An 18,039-nucleotide genomic window follows, 5' to 3' on the forward strand; every position below is an offset into this window, starting at 1 on the left:
TCACATGCTCAAGGGCAAGTCGCCGCGTAAATATCAATGTGACATTAGTGGGGCGATTGTTTAGGATGGCATCCATAAGGTCAATAGTTTGGCATAAAGTTAATAGCGAAAGAATCTAGCCAAAATATTGACGAATAGCAGCGTCAAACTTGATTCACATTTTTTAAAAAGTACGTCCAGACTGAATCGGCGCAGAAAAGCCATCAGGTCTATGGAAGTCAACTGAACGTGACACCCCGGAGAGTCTTCAATGAGCAGTGTTGTTGCCATCGTCAAAAGCATTGTCGGTCAGGTTTTCGTGGTGTCCCCAGAGGGCGTCCGTCGCGTACTCGTTGAAGGCGACCGGCTGTTTGCCGGCGATCAGGTCGACACCGGCGTTTCCGGTGCCGTGTCCCTGGAACTGGCCGATGGCCGCACGATCGATCTGGGCCGAGACACTCAGTGGAGCGCCGATACCCCGGATTCCAGCACTGACCTGGCCGAAGCCACCGCGCAAGCCGCGCCGTCGGTAGAAGAGCTGCAACAAGCCATCGCCGCCGGTGTCGACCCGACCACCGCTCTTGAAGCCACCGCTGCCGGCCCGAGCGCCGCAGGGACTGGCGCCGCCGGTGGTGGCCACAGCTTCGTGATGCTCGATGCGACCGCCGGCCGCGTCGACCCGACCATTGGCTTCCCGACCGCAGGCATCAACTCCGCCGGCCAGGTCGCCCAGGACACCACCGGTGGCCAGACCACCGACACCACCGCCAACGCCCTGCGCGAGTCGACCCTGAGCCTCAGCGCCACGCCGAGCATCACCGAAGCCGGCGGCGTGCTGGTGTACACCGCGACCCTGACCCAGGCGCCGCTGACCGACCTGACCATCACCCTGTCCAACGGCGCGGTGATCGTGATTCCGGCCGGTTCCACCACCGGCACCGTCAACGTGCCGCTGGCACCGAACGACACTGTTTATAACGACCCGACCCAGATCGACGTGACGGTCACCGGCACCACTGGCGGCGGCGGCATCACCGTGACCCCGCCGACCACCCCGGCCACGACCCAGGTCACCGACACCATCGACACCACCACCGTCACCCTGACGGCGGGGCCAAGCGTGACCGAAGGCGGTCAGATCACCTACACCGCCACGCTGACCAACCCGGCGCAGACGCCGGTGACCGTCACCCTGTCGAACGGCTCGACCATCACCATCGGCGCCGGCCAGACCACCGGCACCGTCAACGTGCCGACCGCGCCGAATGACGTCTATAACAACGGCAGCACCGTCACCACCACCATCACCGGTGCCACCGGCGGCAACTTCGAAAACCTGGTGCCGAACCCGACACCGGCCGTTACCACGATCGTCGATTCGCGAGACACCACCGGCCTGACCCTGACCGCTACCGGCACTGTGGTCGAAGGTGGCCAGATCACCTACACCGCGACCCTGACCAACCCGGCGCAGACGCCGGTGACCGTCACCCTGTCGAACGGCTCGACGATTACCATCGGCGCCGGCCAGACCACCGGCAGCGTCAACGTGCCAACCGCACCGAATGACGTCTACAACAACGGCGGCACCGTCAGCACCACGATTACCGGTGCCACCGGCGGCAACTTCGAAAACCTGGTACCGAACACGACACCGGCGACCACCACGGTCACCGACTCCATCGACACCACCAACCTGTCGCTGAGCGCTACCGGTTCCGTGGCCGAAGGCGGTTCGATCGTCTACACCGCGACCCTGACCAATCCTGCCGGCACCCCGGTGACCGTGACGTTGAGCAACGGCTCCGTCATCACCATCGAAGCTGGCAAAACTACCGGCACCGTGACCGTTCCGGCGCCAGCCGATGACGTCTACAAAGACGCCGGCAAAGTCGAAGTGACCATCAAGGATGCAACCGGCGGCAACTTCGAGAACCTGGTGCCAAGCACCGTTCCGGCCGTTACTGAAGTCACTGACACCATCGACACCACCACGGTGAAACTCACCGCGACCGAGTCGGCGGCTGAAGGTGGCACTGTCACTTATACCGCTACTGTTGGCGCGCCAGTGACCGGTTCTCCGGTCACCGTGACGCTGGCCAACGGTCAGTCGATCACCATCGAAGTGGGCAAAACCACTGGCACCGTGACCACCACTGCGCCGAACGATGCGTTGACCGGCAATGCACCACTGACCAACTCGATCACCGGCGTTTCCGGCGGTAATTACGAAAATCTGGTGGCCGACAAGACTCCGGTTTCGACCACGGTGACAGACGTTGCCGACACCACCAATCTGACCCTGAGCGCCACCGGCACCGTCGCCGAGGGTGGTTCGATTGTTTACACCGCGACCCTGACCAATCCGGCCGGCACACCAGTGACCGTGACGTTGAGCAACGGCTCCGTCATCACCATCGAAACGGGCAAGACCACCGGCACCGTGACCGTTCCGGCCCCTGCCGATGACGTCTATAAAGACGCTGGCAAAGTCGAAGTCACCATCAAGGACGCCACCGGCGGCAACTTCGAGAACCTGGTGCCAAGCACCGTTCCGGCCGTCACCGACGTGACCGATACCGTCGACACGACCACCGTCAAACTGACCGCCACCGAGTCGGCAGCTGAAGGTGGCACCGTTACTTACACCGCGACAGTTGGCGCCCCGGTAACCGGCTCGCCGGTCACCGTGACCCTGGCTAACGGTCAGTCGATCACCATCGAAGTCGGCAAAACCACCGGCACCGTGACCACCACCGCACCGAACGACGCATTGGCCGGCAATGCACCGCTGACCAACGCGATCACCGGCGTGAGCGGCGGCAACTACGAGAATCTGGTCGCCGACAAAACTCCGGTTTCGACCACCGTCACTGACACCGTCGACACCACCAACCTGACCCTGAGCGCTACCGATTCGGTGGCCGAGGGCGGCTCGATCATCTACACCGCGACGCTGACCAATCCGGCCGGCACTCCGGTGACCGTGACGTTGAGCAACGGCTCCGTCATCACCATCGAAGCCGGCAAGACCACCGGCACCGTGACCGTTCCGGCGCCTGCCGATGACGTCTACAAGGATGCCGGCAAAGTCGAAGCGACCATCACCGGCGCAACCGGCGGCAACTTCGAAAACCTGGTGCCGAGCACAGTGCCGGCCGTGACCCAGGTCACCGACACCATCGACACGTCGACCGTCAAACTGACCGCGACCGAATCGGCTGCTGAAGGCGGTACCGTCACTTACACCGCGACGGTTGGCGCCCCGGTAACCGGCTCGCCAGTGACCGTGACCCTGGCCAACGGTCAGTCGATCACCATCGAAGTCGGTAAAACCACCGGCACCGTGACCACCACAGCGCCGAATGACGTGCTGGCCGGCCATGCACCGCTGACCAACTCGATCACCAACGTCAGCGGCGGCAACTACGAAAATCTCGTGGCCGACAAAACCCCGGTCAGCACCACCATCACCGACACCGTCGACACCACCACCGTATCGCTGACTGCCACCGGCAACGTCAACGAGGGTGGGCAGATCGTCTACACCGCCACCCTGACCAACCCGGCCGGCACCCCGGTGACCGTGACGTTGAGCAACGGCTCCGTCATCACTATCGAAGCCGGCAAAACCACTGGCACCGTGACCGTTCCGGCGCCAGCCGATGACGTCTACAAAGATGCCGGCAAAGTCGAAGTGACCATCAAGGACACTTCCGGCGGCAACTTCGAAAACCTGGTGGCCAACCCGACGCCAGCGGTGACCAACGTCGCCGACACCATCAACACCACGCACCTGACCCTCAGCGCCGAAAGCTATGTGCTCGAAGGCACGTCGATCACTTACACCGCGACCCTGACCAACGCCGCGCAGACGCCGGTGACCGTCAACCTGAGCAACGGCCAGACCATCGTTATCGAGGCCGGCAAGACCAGCGGTTCGGTGACCATCCCGGCACCGAGCGATGACGTCTACAAGGATGTCAGCAAGCTCACCGTGACCATGACCGATGCCAGCGGTGGCAATTTCGAGAAGCTCGACGTCAGCAAGACGCCGGTCAGCACCACGGTCAACGACACCATCGACAAGACCACGCTGACCCTGAGCGCCAGCGACACCGTCAGCGAAGGTGGCCAGATCACCTACACCGCGACCCTGAGCAACCCGGCCGGCACCGCCATGACCGTGACCCTGGCCAACGGCGCGGTGATCAACATCGCCGCCGGTGCCACCAGCGGTTCGGTGAATTTCCCTGCACCGGCCAACACGCCTTACATCGATGGCGGCAAGGTTCAGACCGCGATTGCCAGCCACAGCGGCGGCAACTTCGAACAGGTCGATGCCAACCGTTCGGCTGTGGTGACCAAGGTCACCGACACCGTCGACACCACCAACATCAGCCTGAGCGCCACCGGTTCGGTCGCCGAGGGTGGTTCGATCGTCTACACCGCGACACTGACCAACCCGGCCGGCACGGCCATGACCGTGACCCTGAGCAACGGCGCGGTGATCAACATCGCCAAAGGCGCGAGCACCGGCACCATCACCGTCGCCGCACCGGGCGACGACGTGTACAAGGACGCCGGCAAAGTCGACGCCAGCATCACCAAGACCACGGGCGGCAATTTTGAAAACCTGGTGGTCGACAAGACCCCGGCGGTGACCGACGTCACTGACACCATCGACAACAGCACCGTTTCCCTGAGCGCCACGGCCAGCACCGTAGAAGGCGGCGTGGTGGTTTACACCGCCTCCGTCACCGCACCGGTGACCGGTTCGCCGGTGGTCGTGACGCTGTCCAACGGGCAGACCATCACCATCCCGGTCGGCGCCAGCAGCGCCAGCGTCAACTACACCGCGCCGGACGATGCACTGGCCGGCGGCAACACGCTGAGCGTGAAGATCAACGGCACCAGCGGCGGCAATTACGAAAACCTGGTCGCCGACAAGACCCCGGCCGTGACGTCAGTCACCGACACCATCGACACCACCAACCTGACCTTGAGCGCTACGGGTTCCGTGGCTGAAGGTGGTTCGATCGTTTACACCGCCACGCTGACCAATCCGGCTGGCACGCCAGTGACCGTGACCCTGAGCAACGGCTCGGTGATCACCATCGAAGCGGGCAAAACCACCGGCACCGTAACCGTTCCGGCCCCTGCCGATGACGTCTACAAAGACGCCGGCAAAGTCGAAGTGACCATCAAGGATGCGTCCGGCGGCAACTTCGAGAATCTGGTTCCGAGCACCGTTCCGGCCGTCACTGAAGTGACTGACACCATCGACACATCGACCGTGAAACTGAGCGCCGATACGTCGGTGGCTGAGGGCGGCACCGTCACCTACACCGCCACTGTTGGCGCTCCGGTGACTGGCTCGCCGGTCACCGTGACCCTGGCCAACGGTCAGACCATCACCATCGAAGTCGGCAAGACCACCGGCACCATCACCACCACCGCGCCGAACGACGCGCTCAACGGTCATACACCGCTGAGCAACTCGATCACTGGCGTGAGCGGCGGCAACTACGAAAACCTCGTAGCCGACAAGACCCCGGTCAGTACCACCGTGACCGATACCGTCGACACCACCGACCTGACGCTGACCGCGACCGGCACCGTGGCCGAAGGTGGTTCGATCACCTACACCGCGACCCTGACCAATCCGGCTGGTACTCCGGTGACCGTGACGTTGAGCAACGGCTCCGTCATCACCATCGAGGCCGGTAAAACCACCGGCACCGTGACCGTCGATGCGCCGAAAGACGACGTCTACAAGGACGCCGGCAAAGTCGAAGTGACCATCAAGGATGCAACCGGTGGCAACTTCGAGAATCTGGTGCCGAGCACTGTTCCGGCCGTTACCGAAGTCACTGACACCATTGACACCACCACGGTCAAACTGACTGCGACCGAGTCGGCGGCGGAAGGTGGCACTGTCACTTACACCGCCACCGTTGGCGCCCCGGTAACCGGTTCGCCTGTGACCGTAACCCTGGCCAATGGTCAGTCGATCACCATCGAAGTGGGCAAAACCACCGGCACCATCACCACCACCGCGCCGAACGATGCGTTGAACGGTCACACCCCGCTGACCAATGCGATCACCGGTGTGAGCGGCGGTAACTACGAAAATCTGGTGGCCGACAAGACTCCGGTCAGCACCACCGTGACTGACACCGTCGACACCACCAATCTAACCCTAAGCGCCACTGACTCGGTGGCCGAAGGTGGCTCGATCACCTACACCGCCACCCTGACCAACCCGGCCGGCACTCCGGTGACCGTGACGTTGAGCAACGGCTCCGTCATCACCATCGAAGCCGGCAAAACCACCGGAACCGTGACCGTCGATGCGCCGAAAGATGACGTCTACAAGGACGCCGGCAAAGTCGAAGTCACGATCAAGGATGCCTCCGGCGGCAACTTCGAGAACCTGGTGCCGAGCACTGTTCCGGCTGTTACCGAAGTCACCGACACCATCGACACCACCACGGTGAAACTGACCGCGACCGAGTCCGCAGCTGAAGGCGGCACTGTCACTTACACCGCCACCGTTGGCGCCCCGGTAACCGGCTCGCCTGTGACCGTGACCTTGGCCAATGGTCAGTCGATCACCATCGAAGTCGGCAAAACCACCGGCACCATCACCACCACCGCGCCGAACGACGCGTTGAACGGTCACACCCCGCTGACCAACGCGATTACTGGCGTGTCTGGCGGCAACTACGAAAACCTCGTCGCCGACAAGACCCCGGTTTCGACCACCGTCACCGACACCGTCGACACCACCAACCTGACCCTGAGCGCTACTGACTCGGTGGCCGAGGGCGGTTCGATCGTTTACACCGCGACCCTGACCAACCCGGCCGGCACTCCAGTGACCGTGACGTTGAGCAACGGCGCCGTCATCACCATCGAAGCCGGTAAAACCACCGGCATCGTGACCGTCGATGCTCCGAAAGACGACGTCTACAAAGACGCCGGCAAAGTCGAAGTCACCATCAAGGATGCGACTGGCGGCAACTTCGAGAACCTGGTGCCAAGCACCGTTCCAGCTGTCACCGATGTCACCGACACCATCGACACCTCGACCGTCAAACTGACCGCGACCGAGTCGGCGGCTGAAGGCGGCACTGTTACCTACACCGCCACCGTTGGCGCCCCGGTAACCGGCTCGCCTGTGACCGTGACCCTGGCCAACGGTCAGTCGATCACCATTGAAGTGGGCAAGACCACCGGCACCGTCACCACTACCGCGCCGAACGACGCACTCAACGGCCATACGCCGCTGACCAACTCGATCACCGGCGTGAGCGGCGGCAACTACGAAAACCTCGTGGCCGACAAAACGCCGGTCAGCACCACCGTGACCGACACCGTCGACACCACCAACCTGACCCTGAGCGCCACGCCGGAAGTCAACGAAGGTGGCCAGATCACCTACACCGCGACCCTGACCAACGCCGCCGGCACCCCGGTGACCGTGACGTTGAGCAACGGCGCCGTGATCACCATCGAGGCCGGTAAAACCACCGGCACCGTGACCGTCGATGCACCGAAAGACGACGTCTACAAGGACGCCGGCAAAGTCGAGACGACCATTTCGACCACCACCGGTGGCAACTTCGAGAACCTGGTCACCAGCACCGCCCCGGCGGTCACCACCGTCAATGACACCATCGACACGTCCACCGTGTCGCTGACCGCTACCGCCAACGTCGCCGAAGGCGAAACCGTGGTCTACACCGCGACCGTGACGGCGCCAGTGACCGGTTCGCCGGTCGTCGTGACCCTGTCCAACGGACAGACCATCACCATCGCCGTCGGCGAGACCACCGGCACCGTGAACTTCGTCGCGCCGAACAGCCCGCTGGCCGGCGGCAGCTCGCTGAGCGTGACCATCGACAAGGCCACCGGTGGCAACTACGAAAACCTGGCGGTCGACGGCAAGTCCGCCGACACCTCGGTATCGGACACTGTCGACACGACCAACCTGAACCTGACGGCCACCGATTCGGTTGCCGAGGGCAGTTCGATCGTTTACACCGCGACCCTGACCAACCCGGCGGGTACGCCGGTGACCGTGACCCTGTCGAACGGCGCCGTCATTACTATCGAGGCCGGTAAAACCACCGGCACCGTGACCGTCGATGCGCCGAAAGATGACGTCTACAAAGACGCCGGCAAAGTCGAGGCAACCATTTCGACCGCCACCGGTGGCGGTTTCGAGAACCTGGTGCCGAGCACCGTTCCGGCCGTGACCAACGTCACCGACACCATCGACACCACCACGGTGAAACTGACCGCGACCGAGTCGGCGGCTGAAGGCGGAAACGTTACTTACACCGCTACCGTCGGCGCGCCTGTGACCGGTTCGCCTGTGACCGTGACCCTGTCCAACGGACAGTCGATCACGATCGAAGTCGGCAAAACCACCGGCACCGTCACCACCACCGCGCCGAACGATGCGCTCAACGGCCACGCGCCGCTGACCAACGCGATCACTGGCGTGACTGGCGGCAACTACGAAAATCTCGTGGCCGACAAAACGCCGGTTTCGACCACCGTCACTGATACCGTCGACACCACCAACCTGACCCTGAGCGCCACTGGCTCCGTGGCCGAGGGTGGTTCGATCGTTTACACCGCGACCCTGACCAACCCGGCCGGCACTCCGGTGACCGTGACCCTGTCGAACGGCGCCGTGATCACCATCGAGGCCGGCAAAACCACCGGCACCGTGACCGTCGATGCGCCGAAAGACGACGTCTACAAAGATGCAGGCAAAGTCGAGGCAACCATTTCGACCGCCACCGGTGGCAACTTCGAGAACCTGGTGCCGAGCACCGTTCCGGCCGTGACCGAAGTCACCGACACCATCGACACCACCACGGTGAAACTCACTGCGACCGAGTCGGCAGTTGAAGGTGGCACCGTCACTTACACCGCTTCCGTCGGCGCGCCTGTGACCGGTTCGCCTGTGACCGTGACCCTGTCCAACGGTCAGTCGATCACCATCGAGGTGGGCAAGACCACCGGCACTGTGACCACCACCGCGCCGAACGATGCGTTGAACGGCCACACCCCGCTGACCAACGCGATCACTGGCGTGAGCGGCGGCAATTACGAAAATCTGGTCGCCGACAAAACCCCGGTCAGCACCACCGTGACCGACACCGTCGACACCACCAATCTGTCGCTGAGCGCGACCGACAGCGTGGCCGAAGGTGGCTCGATCGTTTACACCGCGACCCTGACCAACCCGGCCGGCACGGCCATGACCGTGACCCTGAGCAACGGCGCCGTCATCACCATCGAGGCCGGTAAAACCACCGGTACCGTGACCGTCGACGCGCCGAAAGACGACGTCTACAAAGATGCAGGCAAAGTCGAAGTCACCATCAAGGACGCAACCGGTGGCAACTTCGAGAATCTGGTGCCGAGCACCGTGCCAGCGGTAACGGAAGTCACCGACACCATCGACACGACGACCGTGAAGCTGACCGCTTCCGAAACGGCCGCTGAAGGTGGCACCGTCACATACACCGCGACTGTTGGCGCGCCAGTGACTGGCTCGCCTGTGACCGTGACCCTGGCCAATGGTCAGTCGATCACCATCGAAGTGGGTAAAACCACTGGCACCGCCACCACCACCGCACCGAACGATGCACTCAACGGCCACACGCCGCTGACCAACGCGATCACCGGCGTGACGGGCGGCAACTACGAAAACCTCGTGGCCGACAAAACGCCGGTGTCGACCACCGTCACCGACACGGTCGACACCACCAACCTGACCCTCAGCGCAACCAATTCTGTGGCCGAGGGCGGTTCGATCACTTACACCGCCACCCTGACCAACGCTGCGGGCACCCCGGTGACCGTGACCTTGAGCAACGGCGCCGTGATCACCATCGAAGCCGGTAAAACCACCGGCACCGTGACTGTCGACGCACCGAAAGACGACGTCTACAAAGACGCCGGCAAAGTCGAAGCGACCATTTCGACCGCCACCGGTGGCAACTTCGAGAACCTGGTGCCGAGCACTGTTCCGGCGGTCACCAACGTCACCGACACCATCGATACCACCACGGTCAAACTGACCGCGACCGAGTCGGCGGCTGAAGGCGGCACTGTCACCTACACCGCGACCGTCGGCGCGCCTGTTACCGGCTCGCCAGTCACCGTGACCCTGTCCAACGGTCAGTCGATCACCATCGAAGTCGGCAAGACCACCGGCACCGTCACCACCACCGCACCGAACGATGCGCTGACCGGCCACACGCCGTTGACCAACGCGATCACCGGCGTGACGGGCGGCAACTACGAGAACCTCGTAGCCGACAAAACGCCGGTTTCGACCACCGTCACCGACACGGTCGACACCACCAACCTGACCCTCAGCGCCACCAATTCGGTTGCCGAGGGCGGTTCGATCATCTACACCGCGACCCTGACCAACGCCGCTGGCTCGCCAGTGACCGTGACCTTGTCGAACGGTGCAGTCATCACCATTGAAGCCGGCAAAACCACTGGCACCGTGACCGTTGCCGCGCCAGCCGACGACGTCTATAAAGACGCCGGCAACGTGCAGGCCAACATCACCAATGCCACCGGTGGCAACTTCGAAAACCTGGTGCCGAGCACTGTTCCGGCCGTGACCCAGGTCACCGATACCATCGACACCACCACGGTGAAACTCACCGCGACCGCGTCGGCGGCTGAAGGCGGCACGGTCACCTACACCGCGACCGTGGGCGCTCCCGTGACTGGCTCGCCAGTGACCGTGAACCTGTCGAATGGCCAGAGCATCACCATCGAGGTGGGTAAAACCACCGGCACCGTGACTACCACGGCGCCTAACGATGCGCTCAACGGCCACACGCCGCTGACCAACGCGATCACCAACGTGACGGGCGGCAACTACGAAAATCTGGTGGCCGACAAGACGCCGGTCAGCACTACCGTGACCGACACCGTCGACACCACCAACCTGTCGCTGAGCGCGACTGGCACCGTGGCCGAAGGTGGTTCGATCACCTACACCGCGACCCTGACCAACGCTGCGGGCACCCCGGTGACCGTGACCTTGAGCAATGGCGCTGTCATCACCATCGAGGCCGGTAAAACCACGGGCACCGTGACCGTCGCGGCGCCAGCCGATGACGTCTACAAAGACGCCGGCAACGTGCAGGCCACGATCACAAACGCCACAGGCGGCAACTTCGAAAATCTGGTGACCAGCACCACGCCAGCGGTGACCAGCGTCACCGACACCATCGACACCACCACGGTGAAGCTGACCGCAACCGCGACAGCTGCTGAAGGTGGCACCGTCACTTACACCGCGACCGTGGGCGCTCCTGTGACTGGCTCGCCAGTGACCGTGAACCTGTCGAATGGCCAGAGCATCACCATCGAAGTTGGCAAAACTACCGGCACCGTGACCACTACCGCGCCAAACGACGTGCTGACCGGTCATGCACCATTGACCAACGCCATCACCGGCGTGAGCGGTGGTAACTACGAAAATCTGGTGGCTGATAAGACCCCGGTTTCGACCACCGTCACCGATACCGTCGACACCACCAACCTGTCGCTCAGCGCGACCGGCACCGTGGCCGAAGGCGGTTCGATCACCTACACCGCGACCCTGACCAACGCCGCTGGCTCGCCAGTGACCGTGACCTTGTCGAACGGCGCCGTGATCACTATCGAAGCCGGTAAAACCACCGGCACCGTGACCGTTCCTGCACCAGCCGATGACGTCTACAAAGACGCCGGCAACGTACAGGCAACGATCACCAACGCCAGCGGTGGCAACTTCGAGAACCTGGTCACCAGCACCACACCAGCGGTCACCAGCGTTACTGACACCATCGATACCACCACCGTGAAGCTGACCGCGACCGCGACAGCGGCCGAAGGTGGCACCGTCACTTACACCGCGACTGTGGGCGCTCCTGTGACTGGCTCGCCAGTGACCGTAAACCTGTCCAACGGTCAATCGATCACCATCGAAGTCGGCAAGACCACCGGTACCGTCACCACCACCGCGCCTAACGACGTGTTGAATGGTCATGCGCCACTAACCAACGCGATCACCAACGTCAGCGGCGGCAACTACGAGAACCTGGTTGCCGACAAGACCCCGGTTTCGACCACCGTCACTGACACCGTCGACACCACCAACCTGTCACTCAGCGCCACCAATTCGGTCGCCGAGGGTGGTTCGATCACTTACACCGCGACACTGACCAATGCTGCGGGCACTCCGGTGACCGTGACCTTGAGCAACGGCGCCGTGATCACCATCGAAGCGGGTAAAACCACTGGCACCGTGACCGTCGCAGCACCAGGCGATGACGTCTACAAGGACGCCGGCAACGTGCAGGCCACGATCACCAACGCCACCGGTGGCAACTTCGAGAACCTGGTAACCAGCACCACGCCAGCGGTGACCAGCGTTACTGACACCATCGATACCACCACCGTGAAGCTGACCGCGACCACCACGGCGGCCGAAGGCGGAACCGTCACCTACACCGCTACCGTAGGTGCGCCGGTGACTGGCTCGCCGGTAACCGTGAATCTGGCCAACGGTCAGTCGATCACCATCGAAGTCGGCAAGACCACTGGCACCGTAACCACCACCGCGCCGAACGATGCGTTGACCGGCCACACGCCGCTGACCAACTCGATCACCAACGTTTCTGGTGGCAACTACGAAAACCTCGTGGCCGACAAAACGCCGGTTTCGACCACCGTCACCGACACCATCGACACCACCAACCTGACGCTCAGCGCGACTGGCACCGTGGCTGAAGGTGGCTCGATCACTTACACCGCGACTCTGACCAACGCTGCTGGCTCGCCAGTGACCGTGACCCTGAGCAATGGCTCGGTGATCACCATCGAAGCCGGCAAAACCACCGGCACCGTGACCGTTCCTGCACCAGCCGATGACGTCTACAAAGACGCCGGCAACGTGCAGGCCACGATCAAATCCGCCACCGGTGGCAACTTCGAGAACCTGGTCACCAGCACCACACCAGCGGTGACGAGCGTTACCGACACCATCGACACCACCACCGTGAAGCTGACCGCGACCACGACGGCGGCCGAGGGTGGCAACGTTGTCTACACCGCGACCGTCGGCGCGCCAGTGACAGGCTCACCTGTGACTGTGACCCTGGCCAACGGTCAGTCGATCACCATCGAAGTCGGCAAGACCACCGGCACCGTGACCACCACCGCGCCGAACGACGCATTGACCGGCCACACACCGCTGACCAACTCGATCACCAACGTTTCTGGCGGCAACTACGAAAACCTCGTGGCCGACAAAACTCCGGTCTCGACCACGGTCACCGACACCATCGACACCACCAACCTGTCGCTCAGCGCGACCGGCACCGTGGCAGAGGGTGGTTCGATCACCTACACCGCAACCCTGACCAACGCCGCTGGCTCGCCAGTAACCGTGACCCTGAGCAACGGTTCGGTGATCACCATCGAAGCAGGCAAGACCACCGGTACCGTGACCGTTCCTGCGCCAGCCGATGACGTCTACAAGGACGCCGGTAACGTGCAGGCCACGATCACCAACGCCACCGGCGGCAATTTCGAAAACCTGGTGACCAGCAACACACCAGCCGTGACCAGCGTCACCGACACCATCGACACCACCACCGTCAGCATCACCGGCAGCACCTCGGTGACCGAAGGCCAGACCGCCAGCTACACCGTCAGCCTGACCCACCCGGCGCAAACCGAAGTGACCCTGAAAATCGTCTACAGCGGCACCGCCGCCGACGGTTCGGACTTCACCGGCGTGTACACCGTAAAGATCCCGGCGGGTGCCAGCAGCGCGCAGTTCAACGTTGCGACCATCGACGACAAGATCACCGAAGGTACCGAAAACTTCGTGGTCAAGATCGACTCGGCCACCGGTGGCAACTTCGAAAACCTGGCGGTCAGCAGCACCAATGGCAGCGTCAGCACTTCGATCATCGACAACGATGCACCGCCGGTCATCGACCTCGACGCCAACAACTCCAGCGGTGCAACGGGTGCCGACTACAAGGTGACCTTCACCGAGAACACCCCGGGCGCAGGTGTGTCGATTGCCGACACCGACATCAAGATCACCGACCCGGACAGCACCATGCTGACCGGCGCCACCGTCGTGCTGACCAACCGTCAGGACGGCGATGCGCTGAATCTGGGCAACAGCGTCAACGGCATCACCATCAACGCCAACAGCACCAACGGCACGATCACGCTGACCCTGTCGGGCAACGCGACGCTCGCCGACTACATGCAGGCCATCAAGAACATCAGCTTCACCAACAGCAGTGAAGACCCGAGCACCGTGCCGCGGATCATCACCGTGACCGTGACCGATGGCGGCAACTACTCCAACACCGCGACTACCACGGTCAACGTGGTGGCGATCAACGACGCGCCGGTCGCTGCACCGGTCAACGTCACCGGCACCGAAGACACCCCGCTGGTTCTCGGCTGGTCGACCTTCGGCGTCAGCGACGTCGACAGCCCGGCCAGCAGCCTGGGCGTGAAAATTACCCAGCTGCCGGGCGAAGGCAAACTGCAGTACCTGGACGGTTCGACCTGGAAAGACGTCGCCACCAACCAGACCTTCAGCAAGGCCGACATCGACGCTGGCAAGCTGCGTTTCCTGCCGGATGCCAACGAGTCGGGCGTGAACGGTTACGGCGGCACCGGCCTGGGCAACAACCAGGCTGACTACGCACAGATCAAGTTCCAGCCAACCGACGGCCAGTTGCTGGGCAACACCGGCACCGTGAAGATCGATATCACGCCGGTGGCGGATGCACCGACCCTGTCGGTCGCCGACAACAGCGTGAAGTCCACCGGGCTGATCAAGGAAGTCTGGACCGGTCTGTCGGGCCTGGGCACCGACGGCAGCGGCGCGAATTCGACCACCCTGAAAAACGTGATCGACGGCGCGGGCAAGCCGAACACCAGCGGCACCGTGAACAACGTGCAGTCCGATGGCAGCGTGACCGCCGGCACCGCGTCGAAAACCTCGGGCCTGATCTATCTGGAAGCCGGCAAGACCTACACCTTCAGCGGTACCGGTGATGACAGCCTGCTGGTGACCATCGGCGGCAAGAACGTGGCCTCGACCACGTGGGGCGCGGGTGGCAACCTCAACGGTTCGTTCACCCCGACCACCAGCGGCTACTACACCCTGGACATCTACCACCACAACCAGAGCGGTCCGGGCAGCTACGACGTCAACCTGTCGGTCAACGGCAGCACGCCGATCGACCTGAGCAGTGCCGGCGTGCCGATCTACACCGGCGTGCAGGATCTGGTGAATGCCGGCGTGACCGTCTCCGATCTGCACGGCAACAACGGCGAAGGCTATTACGACGGCTACAAACTCAACACCGGCGCCGAAGGCACCACGGTGAAACTGTCGTCGATCAGCACCGCGCTGACCGACACCGACGGCTCGGAAACCCTGAGCATCAAGATCAGCGGCGCACCGGTCGGTTCGGTGCTCAGCGACGGCGCAGGCCACAGCTTCACCGTGACCGCCACCAGCGGCGACGCCAACGTCACCGGCTGGAACCTCGGCACCCTGACCGTGACCCCGCCGACTTACTACAACGGCCAGTTCAACCTGACTGTAACCTCGACCTCCACCGAGGCCGTGGGCGGCTCGGCCAGCACCACCGCGACCATTCCGGTCACCGTGGTGCCGGCGATCTACAACTCGATTGTCGCCACCTCGGCCGACGACACCGTCAGCGGTACCGACGGCAACGACATCATCGTCGCCGACATCGGCGGCCTGACCGTGGTGCCGGGCACCAACTACAACATCGCGTTCATGGTCGACAGCTCGGGCAGCATGAGCGCCTCGTCGATCAGTGCCGCCAAGGACTCGCTGACGTCGGTGTTCAACACCCTCAAGCAGAGCCTGGGCAGCAACTCCGGCACGGTGAACATCTTCCTGGTGGACTTCGATACCCAAGTCAACAAATCGGTGTCGGTGAACCTCAACGACCCGAACGCGCTGACCTTGCTCAAGGCCGTGCTGGACTCGATGTCGTCCGGCGGCGGCACCAACTACGAAGACGTGTTCAAGGCTACCGCGAACTTCTTCCAGAGCGCTGAAGCGGTGGCCAACACCGGGGCGAAGAACCTTACGTACTTCATCACCGACGGCCAGCCGACCTACTACCAGAGCAACGAGCAGACCAACCCGACGCTGTACGGCAACGTGAAGCTCGACGACGTAGTGAAAACCAGCAACTACAAGCTGGGCAGCAGCTTCGCCACCTACATCGACAGCACCCACTACCTGAGCATCAGCACCTCCGGTGAAGTGGTGCTGCAGACGCTCAAGAACAACAACTGGAGCTGGAACAGCCTGGGCACCATCCACGCCCAGGGTGACGGCACCTACGAGATCTCGAGCCTGGCCGGCAGCGGCAACAGCACTTCGTCGAACACCACCGACAACTCCGCCGCCGGTTTCGCGCTGCTGAGCGGTCTGTCGAACGTCGAAGCGATCGGCCTCAACAACGGTGTCAGCCTCAACGACTTGAAACCGTACGATTCGGACAAGACGCCGCAGACCAACATCGATCCGAAGGACCTGGCCAACTCGATCATCGGCCACACCGAAGCGACGATGCCGGGCAACGACACCGTCAGCGGTGGCGACGGCAACGACATCCTGTTCGGCGACCTGGTGAGCTTCAACGGCATTGCCGGCGAGGGTTATCAGGCGATGCAGGCGTTCGTGGCCAAGGAAACCGGAGTCGACGTCAGCAAAGTCACCACCAGCAACGTGCACCAGTACATCACCGAGCACTATCAGGCGTTCGATGTGTCCGGTGCCCACGACGGCAACGACACGCTGCTGGGCGGCGCGGGCAATGACATCCTGTTCGGCTCGGGCGGCAACGACCTGCTCGACGGCGGCAAGGGCAATGACATCCTGCTCGGCGGCACCGGCAACGACACGCTGATCGGCGGCCCGGGCAACGACATCCTGATCGGCGGTTCCGGTGGTGACACCTTCGTCTGGAAATCAGGCGACACCGGCAACGACGTGATCAAGGACTTCAAGGCCAGCGAAGGCGACCGCATCGACCTGCGTGATCTGTTGCAGGGCGAGACCGGCAGCACCATCGATAACTTCCTGAAGATCACCACGGTCGACGGCGTGTCGTCGCTGCAAGTCAGCTCGGGCGGCAAGTTCAACTCGGGCGATGCCGCAGCCGCGACACCGGACGTGACGATCAAACTCGAAGGCAACAACTGGTCGAGTGCCAACATTCACAACCTGATTGCCGGCAGCGATCCGACCATCAAGGTCGACCACAACAACAGCTGATGCGTGAACAACGGCCGCCCCATTGGGGCGGCCGTCACGTTTGCGGCGCTTGAACCGGTGACGATTGCGTCGGCGCACCGCATACTCGCGCGCAGTTGGCTATGCTGCTGACAGCATGACGCTGGTCCATTTCCGAGGGATGCTCAATGTTTTACGTGCAACGCGATGCGCAGGGTCAGTTGATTCGCGTGGAAGCTGCGGCCTACGCCGAGGCCACGGAAACGCTGCCGGCCGACCACCACGAAATCCAGGCCTGGTACGCCAACGAGGCCGTGGAGAACAGCCTCAAACAGCTCAAGCAGAGCGACCTGGAAATGATCCGGGTACTCGACGACCTGATTCAGGTGCTGACCAGCAAAGGCGTGATCCGCGTCACCGACCTGCCGCCGGCGGCCCAGGCCAAGTTGATGGACCGGACCCAGGCGCGGGAAGCGTTGGGCGGGTTGAGTCAGCTGATTGATGAGGATGAGGGCGGGTTGATCTGATCTACCCGGAATCAAAAGCCTGCCCTCACCCCAGCCCTCTCCCGGAGGGAGAGGGAGCAGACCGAGGTGTCTTACGCTATACATCGACCTGAAAAATCGAGTCGATTATGGATTCATACCCTGACGTCAGTGAGCCTTCGATTACGGATTCAGCGAAGCTCTTGCACGTCGGCG

The 18,039-nt window shown here is 62.8% G+C and carries 2 protein-coding genes; both read left to right on the plus strand.

Translation table 11 applies throughout. From position 1 onward, the window contains the following. The first annotated feature begins 250 nt into the window (after positions 1–250). Positions 251–17,380 carry a LapA family giant adhesin gene (locus tag M5G18_RS14145; RefSeq protein ID WP_273897844.1) on the plus strand — a complete coding sequence of 5,710 codons (17,130 nt, stop codon included), beginning with the start codon at positions 251–253 and terminating at the stop codon, positions 17,378–17,380. 146 nt (positions 17,381–17,526) lie between these two features. Next, the gene (locus tag M5G18_RS14150) at positions 17,527–17,865 is read left to right on the plus strand and encodes a hypothetical protein (protein ID WP_007960236.1); all 339 of its coding nucleotides are present in this window, start codon (positions 17,527–17,529) and stop codon (positions 17,863–17,865) included. The last annotated feature ends 174 nt before the right edge of the window (positions 17,866–18,039 follow it).

The sequence above is a fragment of the Pseudomonas aphyarum genome (assembly GCF_028657055.1).
GTDB lineage: Bacteria > Pseudomonadota > Gammaproteobacteria > Pseudomonadales > Pseudomonadaceae > Aquipseudomonas > Aquipseudomonas aphyarum.

Coding starts and splice junctions, on each gene's coding strand:
- M5G18_RS14145 (WP_273897844.1), top strand. CDS start 251: ATGAGCAGTGTTGTTGCCATCGTCAAAAGCATTGTCGGTCAGGTTTTC.
- M5G18_RS14150 (WP_007960236.1), top strand. CDS start 17,527: ATGTTTTACGTGCAACGCGATGCGCAGGGTCAGTTGATTCGCGTGGAA.